This is a genomic window from Buchnera aphidicola (Acyrthosiphon lactucae) (assembly GCF_005083565.1).
GTDB classification, from domain to species: Bacteria; Pseudomonadota; Gammaproteobacteria; order Enterobacterales; family Enterobacteriaceae; genus Buchnera; species Buchnera aphidicola_AH.
In genome coordinates, this window is sequence record NZ_CP034891.1 from 87,585 (window position 1) to 113,121 (window position 25,537).

The window sequence follows — 25,537 nt, forward strand, 5'->3', positions numbered from 1 at the left end:
TTTTTTTTTAAAATAGGAAAATATTTTAACATATTATAAAAAACTATAATAGTTGTTTAATTTTTGATTTTTTTTAAAATAGGATTTAGTATATTTTTAAATTACAATCTATTTTAAATATATGTGAATTTATTTTTAAATAATTTTTAAATAACGTTTAAAGCATAGAAAAAATTGTTTTTCTATTTAATATAAAATATATCATGTTAACTATTAGTTCATTTATTATAAATTAATTTTTATATTTATAATTTAATACTAAATCAGGACAATTTTTATGAGTATATATCAGAGATATTTATCTAAATCTTTGATTTTTATTTCTATTTTATTTGTAATTTTTTTATTATTTATAGAAAGTAACATAGGATTTAAATGGTTTTTTAACTTTACTAGTCGTTTTTTTATAGGATTAAAAGCTGAGGAAATATCAGGAAATTGGCGTGATTTTACATTAAAAAACATTAAATATAATATTTTTGGGATTTCGATGACAGCTAATAGTCTACATGTAATCCTAGATACTAAATCTTTATTTAAAATATCAACAATTTTTAAAGAGATTGAGACAAAAAATTTGATCATCTCATTAAAAAATAATGTATCTTCTAATTTTTCAAATAAAAATATATCTTCTAATATTGTTAAAAAAAATATTTTTATAAATTATCCTATAATTTTTAAAAAAATACACGCAGATAAAATTTCTTTTAAATCTCCTGAAGTACATATATTTTGTTTAAATTTTTTCAGTAGTATAGAATTAATTAATAATAATATTATTTTTTCACCTACTTATGTGGATGCTATTTATTTATCATCTTTAAAAGTTAATTTTAAAAAAAAAAATACTATAAAAAAAATAAATTTTATCAAGAAATCTAATAATATTAAAAAAATTTATAGTTTTTTGCGTTTTTTTTCAAATAAAACAAAAAATTTTGTTCCATTAAATATTAATTTAATGTCTTTAAAATGTAATAAAATAAAATTTATAGATTATAAAAAAAATAATATATTTAAAATAGACTTAAAAGCTAAAATAGAAAATAATATTTTAAAAATAAAAAAAATAAAAGTAAATTCCTCTTTTTTAAAAATAAATTCTTATGGAAAAGTTTTTTTTAATAACGATCATTCAATTCTATTTTTGATGAATAACAGTATAGTAGTACCTAGATTTCAGAATAGGATTATGAATTTTTTATTTAAAGCTCATTTAAATAAAAATAACAAACTTACATTTAGATTAAAATCTGAAGATTTAAATAATATTAGAATTTATGGTTCAGTATTTTTAAATATTTTAGATTACCCATTTTTCATAAAATTAAAGAGTAAAAATTTATTTTGGTCAATCAAAAAGGATTATATATTAAAATTAAATAATTTTGATGGTATTATAAAAGGAAAAATTAACAATTATTTTTTATCTTTAAAAAATATTTTTACATTACAAGGTTTACCTTCAATTTTAATTAATATTAAAGGAAAAGGGAATTTAAAAAATATTTTTTTAAAAAATATTAAAATTCTACCGATAAAAAAAATAAAACCCTACAAAATTAAAATTCATTCAAATAATAATATTATATATGATCAACATATATTAAAATTAATGGGAAAAATTAATATAACTGGTAAAAATAATGATAATACTAATAATTTATCTATTCCTAAAATAAATTTAGATAATAGTATAATGAAAAAAAAATTATCTATATTCAGTCCTTTATATTATAAGAAATTTAACTTTATCGAAATTCCTGGGATAAATTTATTTTTAGGAAAAAATCAATTATATTTCAAGGGTTCATTAGGAGAAAAATATAATATTCACTCATCTATTTATGCTAATAATCTCAATTATTTTTTACCTAATTTAAAAGGTAGAATTAAAGCAAAAGTAAATTTTTATGGTGATTATTTGCTTCCTACTATAACTAGTAAAATTTTAGCTAGCGATTTAGATTGGAAGAATATATATTCTAAAAATATTAAAATATTAACAAAAATGAATATTAATAATAAATTTTTAGGAAAAATTTTAATAAATGCAAAAAAAATGCGTTTTTATGATTTTTATATTAATAATTTACATATTCAAACTCATTTTAATAATCAAAAACAAAAATTTTCTTTGTTATTAAAAAGTCATAAATTATATATAAATTTAATAATAAATGGAAGTTTTAACAAAAAAACTGGAAATTGGCATGGTTTTTTTAAAAAAATAAATATTCAAACTTGTTTAGGGGAAATAACTGCAAAAAAAAATAATTTAATTTATTATGATCCTAATAATAACATCAGTAATTTTTATCAAAAGAATATTAAAAAAATAAATGTTATTTTATCTTTTTTATATAATACAAAAAAGTCTTTTTTTAATATATTCAATCAATCGCTTATAAGTTTCAAAAGTGAACTATTTATTAATGCAAAATTAAAGTGGATATTAGGAAAAAGAATTTCCGATGGAAAAATAATTTTAACAAGTAACAATATAAAATTAGAAAAAAAGATCAATAAAAAATTTTTAATTGAAAATTTAGATTATTTAAAAATATCTATTAATTTAATAAAGAATGATTTTAAAAGTAAGTGGATAGTAAAAAAAATAAGAAATTTATTAAACGATCAAAGTATTATTGGAAATTTAAATATTATAGATATTTATAATAAAAAAAATGTAAAAGGAAAATTTATTATTTATAACTTTCCTTTTTCTTTTATAAATTTTTTTACTACAAACTTTAAACAAGTTAATGGTACTTTTCAAAGTAATATAAAATTTTTTGGAACATTAAATCGGCCTAAAATTTCGGCTGATGTCAGTTTAAAAAATATTTTTATTAAAAGCAATAATCTATTAAAGTATATAACTTTATTTTTTCCGTATTTTTTAGGTAAAATAGATTCTATAAAAATTATGCAAGAAATTAGACTAGATAATGGAAGTGTATTATTTACATTGAATCCATTTTCTAAGAGTTCTGATAATATAGAATGGAGACTTATATTTAATAGCAAAAAAATATTAGTATCCATTTTCCCTAAAATTAGAATAAAATTTTCTTCTCAATTAAATTTACATTATTTACTTTCAAAATATGATTTAATTGGATATATAAGATTTTCTTTATTTTATTTTAAAATTAATGAAAAAAATTTTATTTTTTAATTTTATTAAAAAATTTTCTTATTTCAAATATGCTGTGTTAATTTTTTAGCACGGTCATATGCATTTTTTATTTCTAACTTTGCATCTTGACAATTTCCCCATCCTACAATTTTTACCCATTTTTCTTTTTCTAGATTTTTATAATGTTGAAAAAAATGGGAAATCTGTTTTTTTAATAATTCTGATATATCTGAAATGTCATTTATATTTTTATATTCTTTACAAATCTTGCTTTTTGGTACTGCTATGATTTTGGCATCATCGCCAGATTCATCGTGCATTTTTAAAATTCCAATTGGTTTACAGTGAATAACACAGTTAGGTTGTATTGGATAATAAGAAGATACTAAAACATCTAAAGGATCACCATCTAGAGACAAAGTTTGATTAATATATCCATAGTTACAAGGGTAAAACATTGGAGTAGGTATAAAACGATCTACAAAAAGCATACCTGATTTCTTATCTATTTCATATTTAATAGGGGATGAATTTGATGAAATTTCTATAATTACATATATATCATCTGGTATGTTATCACCAGCAATAATTTTATTTAAATTCATTTTTTTCCTTAATAATAGCTTTTAATTACTCTGATATATTAATAAGTTGAGTCAATAAGGGTATAAAATTAAATAAATTTTAACATTTAAAAATCATTATATCTATACTTTATAGAAAGTAATTGATTTTAATTTTAAGTATTTTTTAATATAATATTTATATATAAAAAATATATTTTTAAGGGTTTATGTATATGAAATTAATTAGAGAAATAGAAAAAGAAGAATTATTTCTTTCAAATGTAGTAAAAGAAACTTTACAATTGTCTAATGAAAAAAATATTTCTGTTGAAGTATTTATAAAAAAAACAATCGGTATTAGTGTCAATATAAGAAATAGTATTGTTGAAAACGTAGAGTTTAATAGTGATGGTGCGTTATTTATTACAGTATATAATAAGTTTTCTAAAGGAAGTGTTTCATCTAAAGATTTCAGTATTAATAGTATTAAAAAAATGTTAGAAACAGCTATTAATATTTCAAATTATTCTTCTTCTGATTTCTTTTCAGGTTTACCTAATATAAAATTTTTATGTTTTCATGCTATGGAACTTGACTTATTTCACCCATGGGAATTTAATGTGGAAAATGCAATTGATCTTTCTATTTTATCAGAGAAAGCAGCTTTTAAATTTGATAAAAGAATTATTAATAGTGAAGGTAGTTTTTTTAACGGTTATATGACTATAAATGTTTTTGGTAATAGTCTAGGTATGTTAGAGAAATATAAATCTACTCGTTATTCAACTTATAACTGTATGATTGCTCGAGACAAAAATTCTATGCAGAGAGACTTTGATTATTCGATTTCAAGAAAAATTGATGATTTAATAAAACCAGAAATTTTAGGTCAAAAAACTGCTAAACGAGCTGTATCTAGATTAGGTTCTCGGAAAATAAATACAATGAAGTCTGCAGTTATTTTTTCATCGGAAATATCTCATATTTTTTTTTCACATCTTATTAATGCGATTAGTGGTGATAATGTTTATCAAAAATCCACATTTTTGATTGATGATTTAAATATGAAAATTTTTCCTGATTGGCTTAATATTGAAGAAAATCCTCATTTAAAACAAGGTTTAGGAAGCAAACCTTTTGATAATGAAGGTGTAGTTACAAAAAGTAAATATATTATTAAAAATGGAATACTACAAACTTGGTTATTAAATAGTTATAATGCTCGTAAACTTCAGTTAGAAAGTACAGGTAATTGCGGTGGAATTTATAATTGGTTGATTTCAAATAGTAATATATCTTTTGAAGAGCTTTTAAAAAAGATGAATCAAGGTATATTAGTTACAGAATTAATGGGACAAGGTGTAGATATAATTAGCGGTAATTATTCACGCGGAGCAGTAGGTTTTTGGGTTGAAAAAGGAAAAATTTGTTATCCTATAAACGAAATTACTATATCTGGAAATTTAAGAGATATGTGGAATAATATTGTTGGTATTAGTACTGACGTTGATAAGCGCAATAAAATTCAATGTGGTTCAGTATTATTATCTGAAATACAGGTTTCTGGAAATTAAATGATATTTTCTATTTTTTAAAAAATTAATTAAAGGTAATAAATTTATTACCTTTATAAAAATAAAACAAGTATTTTTTTAGATTAGTGAAGTTGACCTGTAAGCCGGGTTCTGTTTCAACAGTCATTCATCTAGATTAGTAATCACTTACTAATTCAAGCAGCCTACCCAGGTCTATAAAGTACGAGCAATACGGAATAAATTGAACCTATATTTGGCTTTGCTCCAGGTGGAGTTTACCATGCCATGAATTGTTGCCAATTATGCGGTGTGCTCTTACCACGCCTTTTCACCCTGGCCATATTTTTATTAAAAAAATAGGTGGTTTTTTTTCTGTTGCACTAGTCATAAGCTTACGCTTTCCAGATGTTATCTGGCACCTTGCTCTATGGAGCCCGGACTTTCCTCTTTTTAATTTTTACAAATTAAACAGCGACTGTTTGGTCAACTTCAAAATGAAATCATACATTATTTAAATGATTTTGTCACTCTTCTTTTTTTATCACGTATTGATATAAATTATTTTTTTTAATCTCATGTATCTGAGAAGTAATTAAAACTGATGTTTTTAATGATAAAAATTTTCTTAACATTGAAAATGTATCTAATATTTTTTTTGATAGATTATTTTTTTTTAACTTTTTAAAACCATCAATAATAATTACTATTTCGCCTTTATAACGATATTTATCTTCTTTAAGCCATTGAAGTATTAAAGTTGCTTTGGCTCCATAAATTGATTCCCATTTTTTTGTAATTTCTCTTGCTATTACTATATGTCTATTTTTGTCTATTTGTTCTATGATATCTTGTATACTTTCAAGTATTCTATATTTTGATTCATAAAAAATAATTGTTCGTGTTTCTTCTTTTAAAGAATAGAGTAAATCACATCTTGTTTTTTTTTTAGAAGGTAAAAATCCCTCATAGCAAAAACGATTATTTGTTATTCCCGAAGCACTTAATGCTGTAATAGCAGCACAAGGTCCTGGAAGAGGAATGACTTTTATATTAGAAATATGACATTTTTTTATTAATATACTACCAGGATCATTAATAATTGGAGTTCCTGCATTAGAAACTAAAGCAATTTTTTTTCCTTTTTTTAATTTTTTGATTAAATTATCACTTTGCTTTTTTTCATTATCTTTATTCATTAATATTAAATGGTTTTTAATATTGAAATGTTGAAGTAAAATATTAGTATGTCTAATATTTTCAGCAGCAATTATATGAACATCTTTTAGTATTTCTAGTGCTCTATAAGTAATATCTGATAAATTACCTATAGGAGTTGGTACAATATAAAGAATACCAATATAAAATTTATTCATTTTTTATCCGTAGAGTATTGTTATATATGTGATAATAATTGAAAATTAATTTAAATTTTTTATTTAAATTTTAAAATGTATTTGATTTTTTATAATTATAAGGATTAAAAGTGAGACGAGTAGTAATAACAGGTATTGGCATTGTTTCTAGTATTGGTAATAATAAAAAAGAAGTACTTAATTCTTTATATAATGGTATATCTGGAATTGTTTTTTCAGAAAAAATGAAAAAATTAGGCATGCGTAGTAAAATTTGGGGTAATATTAAATTAGAAAGTATAAACATGATAACACAGAAATTATCTCGATTTATGAATAATGCTTCTAGATATTCTTTTTTAGCTATGATAGAAGCTATTAAAGATGCCAAGATAGAAAGTAAAACATATAGAAAAAATCCTCGTGTTGGATTAATTGCTGGATCAGGATGTAGTTTTTCAAAAAACATGGTTAAATCTAATATATATAATATAAAAAATAGACGTATTTCAAATTTTATAAGCCCTTATCTTGCAGTTAAAAATATGCCTTCTGGAATATCAGCTTGTTTATCTACTTTATTTGAAATTTATGGAATAACTTATTCTATAAGTTCAGCTTGTACTACCTCTGCTCATTGTATTGGAAATGCATTTGAATTAATTCAATTTGGTAGACAAGATATTATTTTTGCAGGTGGAGGTGAAGAATTAAGCTTGGAATTAGCTAGTCAATTTGATGCCATGAAAGTTCTTTCCGCCAATTTTAATGATGATCCTATAAAGGCATCACGTGTCTATGATATAAATCGTGATGGTTTTGTGATTTCAGGTGGAGCAGGAATTTTAGTTATTGAAGAATTAAGTTCTGCTTTATCGCGTTCTGCTCGTATTTATGCTGAAATTATTGGATATGCTGCAACGTCTGATGGTTTTAATATGATTTTGCCTTCAGGAAATGGAGCAGTTCGTTGTATGAATTTAGCTAGAAAAAATAAAAGAATACCTATTGATTATATTAATGTACATGGAACTTCTACAAAAATTGGTGATTTAATAGAATTAAAAGCAATTAGAGAAGTATTCTTAAATGAAAAGAAACCAATGATTTCGGCGACAAAATCAATGACGGGTCATTCATTAGGAGCTTCAGGAGTACATGAAATTATTTATACTTTATTGATGTTAAAATATAACTTTATTGCTCCTTCAATTAATATTGAAAGATTAGAATCTTGTGCAGAAGATATGAACATTATTCAAGAAACTACTAATATAAAAATTAGTACGGCTATGTCTAACAGTTTTGGTTTTGGTGGAACTAACGCTTCATTAATAGTAAAAAAATATTAATATATTATTTTCATAATAATTTAAATATTTTTAAATAATATTTTTTTTTTATATATTAAAATATTTATGTATTTTTTTCAAACTATTTTTATATTAGGAATATATGTTTTTTTATTTTTATTTAAATAGTACTAAATATAAAAAATCATTTTAATATTGAAAATATTAAAATGATTTTTTTATTGTTAATATGTACCTTTTTAAATTGGTGTTAGGTAAAAAAATATATTTATTATTTATATATTTAAATTTAAATTTTTTATATTAAAAAAAGAGAGATTAAATATGAATCAATTAAATGCTTTAAAACAATTTTCAACGATTGTTGCAGATACTAGTGATATAGAATCTATTTGTAAATATAAACCAGAAGATGCAACTACTAATCCATCTTTAATACTTCAAGCAGTAAATTCAAGTGTTAATCAAGTTTTTTTTGATAAAGCTATAGAATATGCAAAAAAGAAAGGAGGTTTATATAAAGACAAAATAATTAATGCAAGTGATAAAATATTAGTGGATATTGGAATAGAGATTTTAAAAAAAGTACCAGGTTATGTTTCTAGTGAAGTTGATGCTCGTTTATCTTTTAGCACTGAAAAATGTATTTTAAAAGCAAAAAAATTAATTAGTTTATATGAAGAACAAGGAATTTCTAGAAATAGAGTATTAATTAAATTAGCGGCTACCTGGGAATGTATCAAAGCTGCAGAAGAACTTAAAAAAGATAATATTCTTTGCAATTTAACACTTTTGTTTTCTTTTGCTCAAGCACGTGCTTGTGCAGAATCAAATGTTTTTTTGATATCTCCTTTTGTCGGACGTATTTACGATTGGTATGTTTCTCAAAATTTGTTATCCAAATCTTTTTTAGGAAAAGATCCTGGTGTCATATCTGTTTGCAAAATATATGAATATTATAAAAAATATGATTATAAAACTATTATTATGGGAGCTAGTTTCCGTAATATTCAACAAATATTACATTTATCTGGATGTGATCGTTTAACTATTTCACCTGTTTTATTAAAAGAACTAGAATCTAATACTGGAAAAATAAAAAGACAGCTTAATCCTCCTAGTTTTTTTTCAGTTCGTCCAACAGCGCTTTCTGAAGAAGAATTTCGATGGGAGCATAACCAAGATCCTATGGCAGTTCAAAAATTATCTGAAGGTATACGTAATTTTGGAAAAGATCAATTATATCTAGAAAAAATATTTTCTAAAAAAATATAAATTATTTTAATAATAAATAATTAACTCGCAATATTTTAAATTTCAAGGGAAATATATGTGTTCACGAAGAGAATTAGCTAATGCAATTCGAATGCTAAGTATAGATGCTGTACAAAATGCAGAATCAGGACATCCTGGTATGCCTATGGGAATGGCGGATATCGCTGAGGTTTTGTGGAGAGATTTTTTAAAATACAATCCAAAAAATCCTAATTGGAATAATCGTGATCGTTTTATATTATCTAATGGACACGGTTCTATGTTATTGTATAGTTTATTACATCTTACAGGATATAATTTATCAATAGAAGAACTAAAAAATTTTAGACAACTTAATTCAAAAACTCCAGGACATCCTGAAATAGGTGAAACACCTGGTGTGGAAACAACTACTGGTCCATTAGGACAAGGACTAGCAAATGCTGTTGGTATGGCTATTGCAGAAAGAACTTTGAGCTCTTATTTTAATCGACCAGAACATGATATAGTAAATCATTATACTTGGGTTTTTGTAGGTGATGGTTGTTTAATGGAAGGTATTTCTCACGAAGTATGTTCTTTAGCAGGAACTTTAAATCTTGGCAAGTTAATTGTTTTTTATGACAAGAATGGTATTTCAATAGATGGAAAAACGTCTGATTGGTTTACCGATGATACAGCAAAACGTTTTAAATCTTATAATTGGCATGTAGTAGATGCTGTTAATGGTCATGATTCAGAATCTATAAAAAAAAGTATAAAAGAAGCAAAGTTAATAATAGATAAACCTTCAATTATTATTTGTAATACTATTATTGGTTTTGGTTCGCCTAATAAATCAGGTACAGCAGAATCGCATGGAGCACCTCTTGGTAAGACAGAAATTGCTTTAATTCGAAAAAAATTAGATTGGAAATATCCTCCTTTTCAAATACCTGATAAAATTTATAAAAAATGGAATTTTGCAAAGAAAGGTTATGAACTTGAAAAGGAATGGAATAAAAAATTTTTTTCTTATCAATCTAAATATCCTGATTTATCGATCGAATATTTACGGCGAATAAAGAAAGAATTACCTTTAAATTGGGATAAAATAACAAAGAATTATATTTATTTTTTACAAAAAAATAAACAAGATATTGCTAGTCGTAAAGCTTCACAAAATACGTTGGAAAAATATTCTGAAATTTTGCCTGAGTTAATAGGTGGTTCAGCAGATCTGTCACCTAGCAATTTAACTATGTCATCTCGTTCTAATTCCATTGTAGATAACTTATCTGGAAATTATATTCATTATGGAGTTCGTGAATTTGGAATGACAGCTATTGCAAATGGAATTTCTCATCATGGAGGTTTTATACCTTATACTGCTACGTTTCTAATTTTTGTTGAATACGCACGTAATGCAGTTCGTATGGCTGCTTTAATGAATACTAAGCATATTTTTGTCTATACTCATGATTCTATTGGATTGGGTGAAGATGGTCCTACACATCAGCCAATCGAACAATTATCTAGTTTGAGAATAACGCCTAATATAGATGTATGGAGACCTAGTGATCAGGTAGAAACAGCTGTGGCTTGGAAACAAGCTATTGAGAAAAAATCAGGACCTACAGCATTAATTCTATCACGTCAAAATCTTGTTCAATTTCATAGAAATTCTAAACAATTAGATAGTATTTCTTATGGAGCATATATATTATATGATTCGGAAAAACCGCTTGATGTTATTTTTATATCAACTGGTTCAGAATTAAATATTACTTTAATTTCTGCAAAAAAACTTGTTTCCTTAGGATATTCTGTACGTGTAGTATCTATGCCTTCTACTAATGTTTTTGATAGACAAGATGATAATTATAAAGAATTTGTGTTGCCGTCTTATGTTACTAAAAGAATTGCAATCGAAGCAAGTATAGAAGATTTTTGGTATAAATACGTAGGAATCAATGGTTTAATTATTGGAATGAAAACATTTGGTGATTCTGCGCCTGCAGAAGATTTATTTAAAAAATTTGGTTTTACTGTAGAAAATATAGTTAATAAATCAATAATTTTATTAAAATCTTAATTTTATTAAAGAATTTCTAAATGATTATGGGGCTTAATTATAGCCCCATCGATTTATAAAAAAATAATATTTATCAATATCAAGATGAAATTAGGAAAAATATGATTTGTTCAGTCACTGAATTAGCACAAAAATTAATTGCTATTCCATCTATTAGTCCAAAAGATTTAGGTTGTCAAGATATTATTATAAAACGTTTATCTAGAATAGGATTTAAAATAAAAGTAATTAATATTAATAATACGAAAAATTTCTGGGCTTTTAGAGGATCTGGAAAAACATTAACATTTGCAGGACATACAGATGTAGTTTCACCAGGTGACAAGAAAGATTGGTGTACTCATCCTTTTAAACCAGTAATTAGAAATGGATTTTTATTCGGTCGAGGTTCTTCAGATATGAAAGGTGCGTTAGCAGCAATGATTATTGCAGCTGAAAGATTTGTAAATAAATTTTCAAATCATAAAGGACGTTTATCTTTTCTTATTACTTCAGATGAAGAATCGAGTGCAGTGGATGGTACAATTAAAGTAGTAGAATATTTGATTTCTAAAAATGATTTAATTGATTATTGTATAGTAGGAGAACCTACTAGTACTTCTATAGTTGGTGACGTTATAAAAAATGGTCGAAGAGGTTCAATTACAGCCAATTTAACTATTCATGGAATACAAGGACATATTGCATATCCTGAGTTAGCAGATAATCCAATACATAAAGGATTACCTGTTATTTCAAAAATATTATCGATAAAATTAGATAATGGAAATAATTTTTTTTCACCAACTAGCATAAATATTGCAAATATTCATGCAGGAGATGGAACTAATAATATTATTCCAGGATCTTTGTTCGTGCAATTTAATATTCGATTTAGTACAGAAATATCTGAAAAAGAAATTCAATTTCGAATAATTAGCTTGCTAGATGAAAATAATATTAATTACTCTATCAAATGGTTTTTATCCGGAAAACCATTTCTTACTAAAAAAGGTTTGTTAATAGAAAATGTAAGTCAATCTATTTTTTATTTTAATAAAAAAAGACCTATTTTGTCTACTTCTGGTGGTACTTCTGATGGTCGATTTATTTCTTTAATGGGTTCTGAAGTAGTAGAATTGGGATTAGTTAATACTACAATTCATAAAGTTAATGAATGTGTAAAAATATCTGATTTGCAATTGTTAAGTTTGATGTACGAAGATATTATGAAAAATTTATTAGTTTAATTTTTTTAAAAATTGTTGAAAATTTTTTATTTTTTTTAATGAGTGATGCAGAATATCATAAAGACAATCTGCATCAATTACGATGAATAAACATTTAATTTAAAAAATATTTTTTTAATTCTACTATTATTTTTTAAAAGATTATATAGGGGGAAATATATTATGATTTTCTTTTTTTAAATCTTCATCTGTATAAGGGATTTTATATTCTTCTTTTATATTCGGGATGCTTATACCCTTTGGAATAATTAATTTTTTAAATTGATTTTTTTTGTTATAAAAATCAAAATTATGATTATTTTGTATATTTTTTAATGTGCAAGATGTTATTAAAAATACATTTAATATTTGAAATATTATTGTAATTTTAAAAAATTTTTTATAATATTTTAAGATTAGCATATTGAATTGCTTTTTCAAGTTGTAAACGTGTAGAATTTAAAATAGGAGTCATAGGCAAACGAAGTGTATCATTTTTTATTAATCCTATTTTTTTAGCTAACCATTTTATAGGAATAGGATTAGATTCTAAAAATAGTGCTTCATGTAATAACATTAAACGATTATTTATAGATCTTGCTTTAATAAAATCTCCTTTTAATGCATATGAACAAATTTTCATCATTTCTTTTGCAGCAATATTAGCAGTAACCGATATTACACCTTGTCCACCTAATTGCATAAAATCTAAAGCTGTTGTATCATCCCCGCTTATTAATAAAAAATTATTTTTAACTAATCTTTTTATTTTATTTATTCTTGATAAATCTCCAGTTGCTTCTTTAATTCCTATGATGTTTTTTAGTTTAGCTAATTTAGCAACTGTTTCTGGAAGTAAATCACATCCTGTTCTACTCGGAACATTATATAAAATTTGTGGTAGTTCAGTATTTTCTGAAATTGCCTTAAAATGTTGATATAATCCTTCTTGAGTAGGTCTATTATAATATGGTGTAACAGTTAAACAACCTGCAATACCAGAGTTTTCAAATCTTTGTGTTAAAGAGATCGCTTCTGTTGTAGCATTTGCTCCTGTACCTGCAATAATTGGAATACGTTTGTCTGCTAATTCTAAAGTAAGCATGACAATATTTATATGTTCTTCTTGACTGAGTGTTGCGGATTCTCCAGTAGTTCCGATAGAAACAATAGCTTTAGTTTGATTGATAATATGATAATTAATTAATCTTTTTAAACTAGTACGACAAATATGACCTTTTTCATCCATGGGTGTAATTAGTGCAACTATACTTCCTTTGAACATTAGCGGTCCTCCTCCATAAAAAATATTTTATGGCATGTTTGACACATTTAAAATAAAGTATACAGAAATAGTTACTGCAATATTTTAAAAAATATTATTTTATTTCAAATATAAAAATATTTATTATTCATTATTATAAAAAAAAGATTTTTTTAAATTAATTTATATAAAATATTTTTACTTTTTAATTATATGTTTTTTATTTTTTTATAATTAAATATAATCAATTAAAAAATATATTTTATAATATCTATTGATTATGATTAATATTTAGTATAATGAATATGATTATATGCATGATTATTATATAACATTTATTTTACCTGATTAAATTAAGAAAAAGTAACTTTATTGTTTTTTGATAATGAGAAGTACAATTTCTTTTTATTATATATCTATGACTTTGCGTTGCATAGTACAAGATTTTAATATTTCAGACAATATTCATTTTTTTAAATAACTAAATATATAATACTGAGAAATAAATTATTATCTTTAAAACGTTTATTTTTTAAGAAAAGTATTAAAAATTTAATATTTTTTATTAAAAAAAATATTTTTTTATTAAAAAATTTTTCATATATAAGTATGCTACTAAACAGAGATTTATTTAGTAGCATTAATATATTCTAGAAAATTATTTTCCACTACATTGTGCGCGAAATCTTAATAAATGATCCATTAATATAATTGCTACCATTGCTTCAGTTATTGGAACAGCGCGTATTCCTACACATGGATCATGTCGACCTTTTGTAATTATTTCAACTGTTTCATTTTTTTTATTGATTGTATTAGCTCTTATTCGGATACTTGATGTAGGTTTAAATGCTGCTTTTAATATAATAGATTCACCATTGCTAATACCACCTAAAATGCCACCAGCATGATTACTCAAAAATCCGTTTGATGTAATTTCATCACGATTTTTACTTCCTTTTTGATTTACTACTGAAAATCCATCTCCAATTTCTATACCTTTAACGGCATTAATACTCATTAAAGCATGAGCTAAATCTGCATCAAGACGATCAAAAACTGGTTCTCCAAGTCCTACAGGAATATTTTCGGCAATAATTGTTATTTCAGCACCAATTGAATCACCTACTTTTTTTAAATTTTTAATTAAATTTTCAAGTTCTAAAACTTTGTCATGATCAGGACAGAAAAACGGATTTTTTTCTACTTCCTCCCAAGATTTTAAAGTACACCTAATATTTCCCATTGCTGATAAATATGCTCTTATAGTTATTCCATATTTGTGTTTAAGATATTTTTTTGCAATAGCACCTGCTGCAACTCGCATAGTAGTTTCACGAGCAGAAGATCTTCCTCCACCACGATAATCTCTTATGCCATATTTTTTTTCGTAAGTATAATCAGCGTGTCCTGGTCGAAATAAATTTTTTATATTATTATAATCTTTAGAACGTTGATCATTATTATAAATAATTAAACCAATACTAGTACCAGTAGTAAAACCATTAAATATACCTGAAAGTATATGAATTTTATCTAGTTCACAGCGGGGAGTTGTATAACGAGAAGTGCCTGGCCGTCTACGATTTAAATCATATTGTAAATCTTCGCAAGATAATTCAAGACCTGGTGGTGTACCATCAACTATACATCCTAATGCTTCTCCGTGTGATTCACCAAAAGTAGTTACACAAAATATTTTTCCAATTGTATTCCCAGACATTTTGATTCTTCTATAATTTTAAAAATGAAATAATATAACTATACAGAATAAATAAAAAAAATGATTTTTTATTTTTAAAAAAACATATTTATTTTGAAAATATTAATTTGTATATTTTTTTATATTATTACTAATAATATTTTTTTATTTGTTGTTTTTACAAAAAGTAAATTATATAATTAGTAAAATATATAAATAATTATAAATATTATAAATAAAACATATATGTAAAATTTTAAATTAATTAATATTATTGGTAATGAATAATTATGAATAAAAATAGCCGATATACTATTGATTCGAATATTTTATTTCGTAAATGGTTAAATGGTACCCGTGAGATAGTACAGGATACTATTTTTCATTCTAGAGTTCATAAAAAAAATAACACTAATATAGTATCTCAGCGTATTTTTTTTGAACAAAATGCTCATAGTCATTATTTTTCCCATAGAAATAAAAAAAATTTATTTAAAGATAATCCTGTTTCTTATGTACGTCATCAAAGTTTAAATAATGTTTTAAAAAATATAAAAAAAGGAAGATATGATCCAGATATTTTTCTTGATTTACATGGATTTACACAGTATCAAGCACAACAAGCATTAGGTGAATTAATCACAACATGTCAAAAAGAAAAAATTTTTTGTGCTCATATTATGCATGGACATGGTAAACATATTTTAAAGAAACAAACACCTTTTTGGTTATCTCAACATCCAGATATCATAGCTTTTCACCAAGCTCCTAAATTTTTTGGAAGCGATGCTGCAATTATAGTTATCATTGAAGTTAATTCTCAAAGAAAAAAAATATAAATATATTAACTAATAAATCAAATAATTTTATATTAAAGATATAAAAATAGAAGTATTTTTTTAAATAAAAAACAGGTTTACAATTTTAAATCATTTTTTTAAATTCATTAAGAATGTTTTGAATGAGAATAAAAAATTTTTTTAAATTTAATTAAACAACATTATTATTTTTTTAAATCTAAAAAATATTTCAATAAAATATTTAAGACTAAACTATTATCAATAATTTTTATTTATTATACTTAATTTTTACGATAACATCATTTATGTTGTCAAAATTATTTAATTATTATGTTTTCTTAATTTTATAGAAAAATATTTTTTTAAAAACCCTTATTTTTTGGGTTTTTTTATTTTTAAAAAAATAAAATATGTAGATTTTTTTATTTAATATAAAGAATTTTTTAAGGGATTTTATATGTTTGATAATAATCGTGTACGTATAGCGATGCAAAAAACTGGTCGTTTAAGCAATGATTCTATAAAACTATTAACATGTTGTGGTATCAAAATCAATTTAAAACAACAAAAATTAATAGCTTTTGCTGAAAATATGCCTATTGATGTTATGTTAGTTCGCGATGATGATATTCCTGGATTAGTAATGGATGGTGTTATAGATTTAGGAATAGTTGGTGAAAATGTACTTGAAGAGGAGGTATTAAAGCGAACATCACAAAAATTAGAATCTTCTTATATCACTTTAAGACGCCTTGATTTTGGAGTGTGTAGATTATCTTTAGCAATTCCAGTAAATACTATATATTCTAATATAACATATTTTAAAAATATGAGAATAGCTACTTCATATCCTCATTTATTAAAAAAATATTTAGATGAAAAAGGAATTGTATTTAAATCATGTATGTTAAATGGATCAGTAGAAGTAGCACCTAGAGCTGGTTTAGCAGATGCGATTTGTGATTTAGTTTCTACAGGAGCAACATTAGAAGCTAATGGTTTACGTGAGGTACAAGTAGTTTATCGTTCTCATGCATGTCTTATTTGTAAGACTGGAGAGATTAATTTTATAAAACAAGAAGTTATTAATAAATTAATGACTCGTATGAAGGGTGTAATTAAAGCTCGTGAATCTAAATATATTATGTTACATGCACCAATAAAAAAATTAGAAGAAGTAATATCTTTGCTTCATGGAGCAGAAAGACCAACTATTCTAAAACTAGCAGGTGATAATGATCGAGTTGCAATGCATATGGTAAGTAGTGAAACATTATTTTGGGAAACAATGGAAAAATTAAAATTATTAGGAGCTAGTTCAATTTTAGTTTTGCCAATTGAAAAAATGATGGAGTGAAAATTACATGCAATACTTTAAAAATCTAATTTATTGGAATAAGTTAAACTCTGATGAAAAAAAAAGAACATTATCAAGGCCTTTTTTAAAAGAAAGTAGTGTTATTCAAAAAACTGTTAAAGAAATTATAGAAAATATTAAAAAATCAGGTGATAAAGCATTAAAAAAATATACTTTTTTATTTGATAAATACGATATAAATCAATTTCAAGTTTCAGAAAAAAAAATTTTTTCATCTTCATTTTTTTTAAGCGAAGCGTTAAAAAAATCAATTGCAGTTGCAAAAAAAAATATCACTCTTTTTCATAAAGCTCAAATTTCATCAAAAATAGATATTGAAACAGAAGTGGGAGTTCGTTGTCAGCAAATAAATTTGCCTTTGAATTCTATAGGTATTTATATTCCCGGTGGAACTGCTCCTTTATTTTCTACTGTATTGATGCTTGCGATACCCGCTAAAATTGCTGGTTGTAAAAAAGTGATTCTTTGTTCTCCTCCTCCAATTAGTAATGAAGTTCTTTATACAGCTTATCTTTGTGGAATTGAAAATATTTTTCAAGTTGGTGGAGCTCAAGCTATAGCAGCTCTCGCCTTAGGTACTGAGACTATTCCTAAAGTAGATAAGATTTTTGGTCCTGGTAATGCTTATGTTACAGAAGCTAAATTGCAAGTAAGTTCTATTTTACATGGAACTGAAATAGATATGTTAGCAGGACCTTCAGAATTATTAATTATTGCTGATAATAGTGCTAATTCAGATTTTATTGCTGCCGATTTATTATCACAAGCTGAACATGGTATATCTTCTCAAGTTATTTTACTAACACCATGTCTTGAATTGGCAAAAAAAGTAATTATTTCTCTTAATAAACAATTAAAAAATTTATCTAGATTATCAGAAATTTTAACAGCATTAAAAAATAGTATAATCATTATTGCTAAAAATTTATCAGAATGTATTAAAATATCTAATATTTATGCACCTGAACATCTAATTATTCAAACAAAGTCACCTAGAGAAGTACTTAATTATATTTCTAATGCTAGTTCTATTTTTTTAGGTTTATGGTCTCCTGAATCTGCAGGTGATTATGCTTCTGGAACAAATCATGTTTTACCAACATATGGAAAATCCGTTTCTAGTTCTTCTTTAGGATTATCTGATTTTCAAAAGCGTGTATTAGTTCAAGAATTAACACCTCAAGGACTCATAAAACTATCTAACACTCTTGAAATTTTATCTTCTGCCGAAAAACTTGAAGCACATAAGAATGCTGTAAAAATTCGAGTAGATTTTTTAAAGGGGAAAATATGACGGATAATATTTTAAAATTAGTTAGAAATAATATAAAAAATTTAACACCTTATCAATCTGCAAGACGTATTGGAGGACAGAACGGCAATATATTATTAAATGCTAATGAATCACCTAAATCTATTTTTTTTAAATCAAAAAAAAAATCATTTAATCGTTATCCAGAATGTCAACCAAATAATTTAATTTCTTCTTATGCTCATTATGTTAATTTGTCTTATGATCAAATTTTAGTGACAAGAGGTGCTGATGAAGGTATTGAATTATTAATTAAAGCGTTTTGCGAACCAGGAAAAGATGCAATTATTTATTGTCCGCCTACTTATGATATGTATCGAATAAGTGCAAAAATAGCTGGTGTAGAAATAAAAGAAATTCCTACTATTAAAAACACTTGGCAATTAGATTTATTAAATATTGAATTAAATTTAAGTAAAGTAAAATTAGTTTATGTATGTAATCCAAATAATCCTACTGGTAATCTTTTTTTAAAAAAAGATCTTATTTCCTTATTAAATATTACTTTAGGTCGATCTTTAGTTGTTATAGATGAAGCTTATATTGAATTTTCTCCCAAAGAAAGTATGAAAAATTACTTAAAAGAATATCCAAATTTAGTTATTTTACGAACATTGTCTAAAGCTTTTGCTTTGGCTGGAATAAGATGCGGTTTTACTTTAGCAAACAAAGAAATCGTTAAAACTTTAAATAAAGTTATTAGTCCTTATCCAATATCTATACCTGTTTCCGATATCGCAGTTCAATCTTTAGAATTAGATTATATTGAATTAATGAAAAATAGAGTTTTAGATTCTAATAATAATCGCACTTGGTTAATGAATCAATTAAAAAATATTACTTGCGTAGAAAGAGTATTCGAAAGTAATACTAATTACATATTAGTTAAATTTTTTATGTTTAAAAAAGTTTTTCAAACTTTATGGGACAAAGGAATAATTTTAAGATATCAAAATGAAAAAATTAATTTAAACAAATGTATAAGAATTTCAATAGGAACACGTTTAGAGTCTTCTCGTTTAGTTAAAGAACTTAAAAAATTTTCTAAAAAAAATATGTTTCAAGGTGCTATTAGTGAAAAATAAAATATTATTTATCGATCGAGACGGTACATTAATCGATGAACCAATTAATACTTATCAGATAGATTCAATAAATCAATTAATATTTAAGAAAAATGTAATTTCTTCATTACGTAAATTAATTAAATTTGGTTATAAATTAATCATGGTTACTAACCAAGATGGTCTTGGTACTAAACATTTTCCGTTAAAAGACTTTAATAAACCTCATTTTTTTATGCTAAAGGTTTTTCATTCAGAAGGAGTAATATTTGACGATGTATTAATTTGTCCTCATTTTTTTGATGATAATTGTGCTTGTCGTAAACCAAAAATTAATATGATAAAACCATGGTTGAATAGAATAGATCGAAAAAATAGTTATGTCATTGGTGATCGTGATACAGATATAGAATTCTCAAAAAACCTTCAAATAAAAGGAATTCAATATAAAGATAACATATGTAATTGGGTTGATATTGCAAAATATATTATAAAATATAACAGATATTCTGAAGTTATTAGAAAAACTAAAGAAACAACAGTGCATATTAAAGTTTGGTTAGATTTAGAAAAAACTAGTAAAATTGATACTGGTATAAAATTTTTTGATCATATGTTAGAACAGTTAGCAGTACATAGTGGAATTTGCATGAATATTTTTACACAAGGTGATCTTCATATCGATGATCATCATACAATAGAAGATACAGGCATTGTTTTAGGAGAAGCATTATTAAAAGCTTTAGGTAAAAAAAATGGTTTATGTAGATTTGGTTTTTATTTACCTATGGATGAAAGTAAATCTAATTGCATTATGGATATATCAAATCGTCCATATTTAAATTTTAAAGCGAATTTTAATTATAAAATGGCTGGTGATTTAAGTACTAGTATGGTTGAACATTTTTTTTATTCTCTTTGCTATTCTATGAAAATAACACTTCATTTATATGCTGAAGGTAAAAATGATCATCATTGTATTGAAAGTTTATTTAAAGTTTTTGGACGTACATTACGTCAAGCTATTAAGCTAGAAGGTAATGTATTGCCAACTTCAAAAGGCATTTTATAATGGATATAGTAATAGTAGATACAGGTTCTGCTAATTTAACATCAATAAGAGTCGCAATTAAAAAATTGGGTTATCATTCTATCATAACTTCTGAACCTTCTATAATTTCAAAATCTAAAAAAATTTTTTTGCCAGGAGTAGGAACTGCTTCTTCAGTAATGAATCTTTTATATAAAAAAAATATAATTGATGTTATTCAAAAATCTAAACAAACAATATTAGGCATATGTCTTGGAATGCAACTTTTTTGTGATTTTAGTGAAGAATGTAATGGTGTAAAAACAATTGGTATCATTAAATCTTCTGTATTGCGTTTAAAAAATAATAATTTACCATTGCCTCATATTGGTTGGAATCAAATTACATTTCATAAGACACATCCTTTATTTAAAAAAATACCAAATAATTCGAGATTTTATTTTGTACATAGTTATATTGTTCCTATTAATAAATATACATTGTCTAAAACTAATTATGGTATTGATTTTAGCTCAGTCATACAAAAAAATAATTTTTTTGGTGTGCAATTTCATCCAGAAAAATCTGGGAAAATAGGTTCCCAATTATTAAAAAATTTTTTGGAGATATAATTTAATGATTATTCCTGCATTTGACTTAATCAATGGTAAGGCAGTGCGTTTATATCAAGGTGATTATTTGAATCAAAAAAATTATGATATAAATTTACTCTTTTGTTTAGAGGAATATAAATCAAAAGGAATTCAAATTGTTCATTTAGTAGATTTAGATGGAGCAAAAAATAGTGAAAATAGACAAATAAAATTATTTAAAAAGATATTATCTTATACTACTATTCCTGTACAAATAGGGGGAGGTATAAGAACTGCAAAAGATATAAGTACGCTTCTTAATTTAGGAGTTAAAAGAGTAGTAATTGGTTCTTCTGCTATACAAGATAAAAATAAAGTAAAAAAATGGTTAAAAATTTATGGTCCAGATTCAATTGTTTTAGCATTAGATATACATATTAATAGTAATAATCAAAAAGAAATATATATTAATGGCTGGCAAAAAAGAACTCATTTTATTCTTGAGGAAATTATTGAATATTTTTTACCAAGTGGATTAAAGCATGTATTATGTACTGATATATCTAAAGATGGAACATTATTAGGACCGAATTTTAATTTATATAAAGAAATGTCTAATGCTTTTAAAAATATAAATTTTCAAGCATCTGGAGGAGTATCAACATTACAAGATATTATTTTTTTAAAAAAAACAGGAATTAAAAGTATTGTTATTGGCCGCAGTTTATTAGAAAAAAAATTTACGATAGAAGAGGCTTCTAAATGCTGGCAAAACGAATTATAGCATGTCTTGATGTTAATGATGGTGTAGTAGTAAAAGGAATTAAATTTCAAAATCATCAAATTGTAGGTGATATTATACCATTAGCTAAACGTTATGCAGAAGAAGGTATAGATGAACTAGTATTTTATGATATAACTGCTTCAACAAAAAATAAATTAGTTGATAAAAGTTGGATAGAAAATATTGCTGAAGTGATAAATATTCCGTTTTGTGTAGCTGGAGGAATTAAAAGCGTAGAAGATGCAAAAAATATTTTATCTAGTGGTGCAGATAAAATATCAATTAATTCTTCAGCACTAATAGATCCTGATTTAATAACTAAAATTTCAGAACGTTTTGGCGTACAGTGTATGGTAATTGGAATTGATTCTTGGTTTGATAAAGTGAATAATTCTTATATGGTACAACAGTATACAGGAGATGTTACTAAAACTTATCAAACGTCTTGGAAAACATCTGATTGGGTAAAAAAAGTACAAGAAAAAGGTGCAGGTGAAATCGTTTTAAATATGATGAATAAAGATGGATTACAAAAAGGATATGATCTTTTACATTTAAGTGAAATAAGACAAATATGTAAGGTTCCCTTAATTGCATCCGGGGGTGCAGGAAATGTAGAACATTTTTATGAAGCATTACATTATTCTAATGTAGATGGAGTATTGGCTGCATCTGTCTTTCATAAAAATATAGTAGATATAAAAACTTTAAAAAATTTTTTAATTGACAGAGGAATGGAGATTAGAGAATGTTAACAAAAAATAGTTTATTAAATCTCAATTGGACAAAAACAAATGGTATGATTCCTGCGATTATACAAGATTATTTTTCGAATGAAATTTTAATGCATGGATATATGAATAAAGAAGCTTTATTGAAAACTCAAAAAGATGGTTTAGTAACATTTTATTCTCGTACTAAAAATTCTTTATGGACTAAAGGAGAAACATCTGGTAATTATTTAAAAGTAATAAAAATTAGTACAGATTGTGATCATGATACGTTGTTAATTTTAGTTGTTTCTACAGGTAAAACATGTCATTTAGGTAATGTAAGTTGTTTTTTTTCAAAAAAAAATAATATAAATTTTTTATTTGAATTAGAAAAAATTATAGAAAATAGAAAAAATAAACTATTAACTAATTCATATACATCTAGTTTATATAAATTAGGAACAAGTCGCATAGCACAAAAAGTAGGTGAAGAAGCTATAGAAACAATATTAGCAGCTATGAAGAAAAATAAAAATGAATTAATCAATGAATCTTCAGATTTAATTTATCATTTAATTGTATTATTACATGATCAAAATTTAAATTTAAATTTAGTTCTTAATAATTTAAAAAAAAGAAGAAAAAAAGATTCATCTATTAATCCTTAGAAAATAAATTTTATAATATAAAAAATGTATATTATGTATAATTTTAAATAAAAAAATTTCTATTTTTAAAAAATTAATTAGTAATATAAATATTTTTTTATTTAAAAATTAAGTAAAAATATAATTTTTTAAAATTTTTATCTATATTTTAAATTGATAAAAATACTATGTTAATATTTTATTAAATTAATAAAAAATTAAAAATTCTTATAATATTATTTATAATGCAGGATATAAGAAATTTAATAATTTTTAAAAATAATTATTTAATACCAGTTCAGTATGCTTTATTTTGGAGGAAAAAATGTCGCAACAACAAATTGGTGTTGTAGGAATGGCAGTAATGGGACGAAATTTAGCATTAAATATTGAGAGTAAAAATTATAGTGTATCTATATTTAATAGAACAAGTTCAATAACAGAAGAAGTTATTCATCAGAATCAGAAAAAAAATATTTTTCCATATTTTTCTATCAAAGACTTTATTAATTCACTTATTAAACCTAGATGTATTTTATTAATGGTTAAATCTGGAAAAGCTACTGATGAAACTATTAAACTAATCACTCCTTATTTAGAAAAAGAAGATATATTAATTGATGCAGGTAATACTTTTTATAAAGACACTATTCGTAGAAGTCAAGAATTATCTAAATATGGCATTAATTTTATTGGTATGGGTGTATCTGGAGGTGAATTAGGAGCATTAAATGGTCCATCTATCATGCCAGGAGGAAAAAAAGAATCATATAAACTCATATTTCCTATGTTGCAAAAAATATCTGCAAAATTTAAAGGTGAATCATGTGTAAGCTATATTGGTCCAAATGGTGCAGGTCATTATGTGAAAATGGTACATAATGGTATTGAATATGGTGATATGCAATTAATATCAGAATCATATTTTTTATTAAAAAATTTATTAAATATGAGCAATGAAGAATTATCATCTACATTTTCTGAATGGAATAAAGGTGAACTAAATAGTTACTTAATTGAAATAACAAAAAATATTTTTATTGAAAAAGATAAAAATGGTAAATATTTAATAGATTTTATTTTAGATATAGCTGAAGATAAAGGTACTGGTAAATGGATTAGTAAAAATGCATTAGAACTTCGAGAACCTCTTTCATTGATTACTGAATCTGTTTTTTCACGTTATTTATCCTCTTTAAAAGAACAACGTATAATTGCATCAAAAATATTAAAAGGACCTAATACAAAAATATTTATTAAAGATAAAAAAAGTTTTATCGAAGAAGTTAGACGCGCTTTATATTTAGGAAAAATAATTTCTTATGCTCAAGGTTTTTCTCAATTGAAAAGAGCTTCAGAAAAATATAATTGGAATTTAAAATATGGAGATATTGCTAAAATTTTTAGAGCTGGATGTATTATACGAGCAAATTTTTTAGAAAAGATAACAGAAGAATATTCTCAAAATAGTAATATCATTAATTTGTTATTAACACCTTATTTTTCAAAAATATCTAATGAGTATGAAAATTCATTACGTAATATTGTTATTTATGCGATAAAATATGGTATTCCCGTACCAACTTTTTCTGCAGCACTCTCTTATTATGATAGTTATCGAGCATTACGTTTACCGGCTAATCTTATTCAAGCGCAAAGAGATTTTTTTGGTTCACATACTTATCAAAGAATAGATAAGATAGGTTATTTTCATACAAATTGGTCTCAATAAAAAAATAATATTAGAGTAATTGATATTTATATGAAAATATCGTTTTTTTTATATGCCTGCTATTAATCTTA

The 25,537-nt window shown here is 24.3% G+C and carries 20 protein-coding genes and 1 other RNA gene; 16 read left to right on the forward strand and 5 right to left on the reverse strand.

All coding sequences use genetic code 11. From position 1 onward, the window contains the following. The first annotated feature begins 277 nt into the window (after nucleotides 1-277). The gene (locus D9V61_RS00430; RefSeq protein WP_158339288.1) at nucleotides 278-3,184 is read left to right on the forward strand and encodes a translocation/assembly module TamB domain-containing protein; all 2,907 of its coding nucleotides are present in this window, start codon (nucleotides 278-280) and stop codon (nucleotides 3,182-3,184) included. A gap of 23 nt (nucleotides 3,185-3,207) precedes the next feature. On the opposite strand, the gene ppa is transcribed toward D9V61_RS00430, so the two are convergent. Then, a complete protein-coding gene (ppa, locus tag D9V61_RS00435; RefSeq protein ID WP_158339289.1) occupies nucleotides 3,208-3,750 on the reverse strand; it encodes an inorganic diphosphatase in 543 nt (180 codons plus the stop codon). A 194-nt stretch (nucleotides 3,751-3,944) separates the two neighbouring features. Between ppa and pmbA the strand changes: the two genes are divergently transcribed. Next, nucleotides 3,945-5,285 carry a metalloprotease PmbA gene (gene pmbA / locus D9V61_RS00440; protein ID WP_158339290.1) on the forward strand — a complete coding sequence of 447 codons (1,341 nt, stop codon included), beginning with the start codon at nucleotides 3,945-3,947 and terminating at the stop codon, nucleotides 5,283-5,285. 84 nt (nucleotides 5,286-5,369) lie between these two features. Here pmbA and rnpB read toward each other — a convergent pair. Beyond that, an RNA gene (rnpB, locus tag D9V61_RS00445) (RNase P RNA component class A) lies at nucleotides 5,370-5,737 on the reverse strand. Nucleotides 5,738-5,770: 33 nt separating this feature from the next. Then, nucleotides 5,771-6,619 (reverse strand): 16S rRNA (cytidine(1402)-2'-O)-methyltransferase, encoded by an 849-nt coding sequence (gene rsmI, locus D9V61_RS00450; protein WP_158339291.1) that lies wholly within the window; start codon nucleotides 6,617-6,619, stop codon nucleotides 5,771-5,773. 110 nt (nucleotides 6,620-6,729) lie between these two features. Here rsmI and D9V61_RS00455 point away from each other — a divergent pair, with 110 nt between their 5' ends. From D9V61_RS00455 to dapE, 4 genes are all read left to right on the forward strand, one after another. Then, nucleotides 6,730-7,950, forward strand: coding sequence for a beta-ketoacyl synthase N-terminal-like domain-containing protein (locus tag D9V61_RS00455; RefSeq protein WP_158339292.1), 1,221 nt, complete (start codon nucleotides 6,730-6,732; stop codon nucleotides 7,948-7,950). 285 nt (nucleotides 7,951-8,235) lie between these two features. After that, nucleotides 8,236-9,186 (forward strand): transaldolase, encoded by a 951-nt coding sequence (gene tal / locus D9V61_RS00460; RefSeq protein ID WP_158339293.1) that lies wholly within the window; start codon nucleotides 8,236-8,238, stop codon nucleotides 9,184-9,186. 55 nt (nucleotides 9,187-9,241) lie between these two features. Continuing rightward, the gene (gene tkt / locus D9V61_RS00465) at nucleotides 9,242-11,239 is read left to right on the forward strand and encodes a transketolase (protein ID WP_158339294.1); all 1,998 of its coding nucleotides are present in this window, start codon (nucleotides 9,242-9,244) and stop codon (nucleotides 11,237-11,239) included. A 101-nt stretch (nucleotides 11,240-11,340) separates the two neighbouring features. Continuing rightward, the gene (dapE, locus tag D9V61_RS00470; RefSeq protein WP_158339295.1) at nucleotides 11,341-12,468 is read left to right on the forward strand and encodes a succinyl-diaminopimelate desuccinylase; all 1,128 of its coding nucleotides are present in this window, start codon (nucleotides 11,341-11,343) and stop codon (nucleotides 12,466-12,468) included. A 379-nt stretch (nucleotides 12,469-12,847) separates the two neighbouring features. Here dapE and dapA read toward each other — a convergent pair whose 3' ends face one another. Together dapA and aroC are read right to left on the reverse strand one after the other, a co-directional pair. Next, complete coding sequence (gene dapA, locus D9V61_RS00480) at nucleotides 12,848-13,732, reverse strand: 4-hydroxy-tetrahydrodipicolinate synthase (RefSeq protein ID WP_158339297.1); 885 nt, start codon at nucleotides 13,730-13,732, stop codon at nucleotides 12,848-12,850. A gap of 637 nt (nucleotides 13,733-14,369) precedes the next feature. After that, complete coding sequence (gene aroC, locus D9V61_RS00485) at nucleotides 14,370-15,434, reverse strand: chorismate synthase (protein ID WP_158339298.1); 1,065 nt, start codon at nucleotides 15,432-15,434, stop codon at nucleotides 14,370-14,372. A gap of 269 nt (nucleotides 15,435-15,703) precedes the next feature. Here aroC and smrB point away from each other — a divergent pair, with 269 nt between their 5' ends. From smrB to gndA, 10 genes are all read left to right on the forward strand, one after another. Continuing rightward, nucleotides 15,704-16,252, forward strand: coding sequence for an endonuclease SmrB (gene smrB, locus D9V61_RS00490; protein WP_158339299.1), 549 nt, complete (start codon nucleotides 15,704-15,706; stop codon nucleotides 16,250-16,252). A gap of 418 nt (nucleotides 16,253-16,670) precedes the next feature. After that, nucleotides 16,671-17,570 (forward strand): ATP phosphoribosyltransferase, encoded by a 900-nt coding sequence (hisG, locus tag D9V61_RS00495; RefSeq protein ID WP_158339300.1) that lies wholly within the window; start codon nucleotides 16,671-16,673, stop codon nucleotides 17,568-17,570. Between the two features lie 7 nt (nucleotides 17,571-17,577). Continuing rightward, nucleotides 17,578-18,885, forward strand: a complete 1,308-nt coding sequence (gene hisD, locus D9V61_RS00500) for a histidinol dehydrogenase (protein ID WP_158339301.1) — start codon at nucleotides 17,578-17,580, stop codon at nucleotides 18,883-18,885. Further along, the gene (gene hisC / locus D9V61_RS00505) at nucleotides 18,882-19,988 is read left to right on the forward strand and encodes a histidinol-phosphate transaminase (RefSeq protein WP_158339302.1); all 1,107 of its coding nucleotides are present in this window, start codon (nucleotides 18,882-18,884) and stop codon (nucleotides 19,986-19,988) included. The genes hisD and hisC overlap by 4 nt, the downstream gene beginning before the upstream one ends. Further along, on the forward strand, nucleotides 19,978-21,039 hold the full coding sequence (hisB, locus tag D9V61_RS00510; RefSeq protein ID WP_158339303.1) for a bifunctional histidinol-phosphatase/imidazoleglycerol-phosphate dehydratase HisB: 1,062 nt from the start codon (nucleotides 19,978-19,980) through the stop codon (nucleotides 21,037-21,039). The genes hisC and hisB overlap by 11 nt, the downstream gene beginning before the upstream one ends. Further along, nucleotides 21,039-21,629, forward strand: coding sequence for an imidazole glycerol phosphate synthase subunit HisH (gene hisH / locus D9V61_RS00515; RefSeq protein WP_158339304.1), 591 nt, complete (start codon nucleotides 21,039-21,041; stop codon nucleotides 21,627-21,629). The genes hisB and hisH overlap by 1 nt, the downstream gene beginning before the upstream one ends. Before the next feature lie 4 nt (nucleotides 21,630-21,633). After that, the gene (gene hisA, locus D9V61_RS00520; RefSeq protein ID WP_158339305.1) at nucleotides 21,634-22,374 is read left to right on the forward strand and encodes a 1-(5-phosphoribosyl)-5-[(5-phosphoribosylamino)methylideneamino]imidazole-4-carboxamide isomerase; all 741 of its coding nucleotides are present in this window, start codon (nucleotides 21,634-21,636) and stop codon (nucleotides 22,372-22,374) included. Beyond that, a complete protein-coding gene (hisF, locus tag D9V61_RS00525) occupies nucleotides 22,353-23,129 on the forward strand; it encodes an imidazole glycerol phosphate synthase subunit HisF (RefSeq protein WP_158339306.1) in 777 nt (258 codons plus the stop codon). The genes hisA and hisF overlap by 22 nt, the downstream gene beginning before the upstream one ends. Beyond that, nucleotides 23,123-23,755: a bifunctional phosphoribosyl-AMP cyclohydrolase/phosphoribosyl-ATP diphosphatase HisIE gene (gene hisIE, locus D9V61_RS00530; RefSeq protein ID WP_158339307.1), complete on the forward strand. Its 633-nt coding sequence runs from the start codon at nucleotides 23,123-23,125 to the stop codon at nucleotides 23,753-23,755. The genes hisF and hisIE overlap by 7 nt, the downstream gene beginning before the upstream one ends. Before the next feature lie 304 nt (nucleotides 23,756-24,059). After that, a complete protein-coding gene (gene gndA, locus D9V61_RS00535) occupies nucleotides 24,060-25,466 on the forward strand; it encodes an NADP-dependent phosphogluconate dehydrogenase (RefSeq protein ID WP_158339308.1) in 1,407 nt (468 codons plus the stop codon). Nucleotides 25,467-25,537 lie beyond the last annotated feature (71 nt).

Coding starts and splice junctions, on each gene's coding strand:
- tkt (WP_158339294.1), top strand. CDS start 9,242: ATGTGTTCACGAAGAGAATTAGCTAATGCAATTCGAATGCTAAGTATA.
- gndA (WP_158339308.1), top strand. CDS start 24,060: ATGTCGCAACAACAAATTGGTGTTGTAGGAATGGCAGTAATGGGACGA.
- hisIE (WP_158339307.1), top strand. CDS start 23,123: ATGTTAACAAAAAATAGTTTATTAAATCTCAATTGGACAAAAACAAAT.
- hisA (WP_158339305.1), top strand. CDS start 21,634: ATGATTATTCCTGCATTTGACTTAATCAATGGTAAGGCAGTGCGTTTA.
- hisC (WP_158339302.1), top strand. CDS start 18,882: ATGACGGATAATATTTTAAAATTAGTTAGAAATAATATAAAAAATTTA.
- ppa (WP_158339289.1), bottom strand. CDS start 3,750: ATGAATTTAAATAAAATTATTGCTGGTGATAACATACCAGATGATATA.
- hisD (WP_158339301.1), top strand. CDS start 17,578: ATGCAATACTTTAAAAATCTAATTTATTGGAATAAGTTAAACTCTGAT.
- hisH (WP_158339304.1), top strand. CDS start 21,039: ATGGATATAGTAATAGTAGATACAGGTTCTGCTAATTTAACATCAATA.
- smrB (WP_158339299.1), top strand. CDS start 15,704: ATGAATAAAAATAGCCGATATACTATTGATTCGAATATTTTATTTCGT.
- D9V61_RS00430 (WP_158339288.1), top strand. CDS start 278: ATGAGTATATATCAGAGATATTTATCTAAATCTTTGATTTTTATTTCT.
- dapA (WP_158339297.1), bottom strand. CDS start 13,732: ATGTTCAAAGGAAGTATAGTTGCACTAATTACACCCATGGATGAAAAA.
- pmbA (WP_158339290.1), top strand. CDS start 3,945: ATGAAATTAATTAGAGAAATAGAAAAAGAAGAATTATTTCTTTCAAAT.
- aroC (WP_158339298.1), bottom strand. CDS start 15,434: ATGTCTGGGAATACAATTGGAAAAATATTTTGTGTAACTACTTTTGGT.
- rsmI (WP_158339291.1), bottom strand. CDS start 6,619: ATGAATAAATTTTATATTGGTATTCTTTATATTGTACCAACTCCTATA.
- tal (WP_158339293.1), top strand. CDS start 8,236: ATGAATCAATTAAATGCTTTAAAACAATTTTCAACGATTGTTGCAGAT.
- dapE (WP_158339295.1), top strand. CDS start 11,341: ATGATTTGTTCAGTCACTGAATTAGCACAAAAATTAATTGCTATTCCA.
- hisF (WP_158339306.1), top strand. CDS start 22,353: ATGCTGGCAAAACGAATTATAGCATGTCTTGATGTTAATGATGGTGTA.
- hisG (WP_158339300.1), top strand. CDS start 16,671: ATGTTTGATAATAATCGTGTACGTATAGCGATGCAAAAAACTGGTCGT.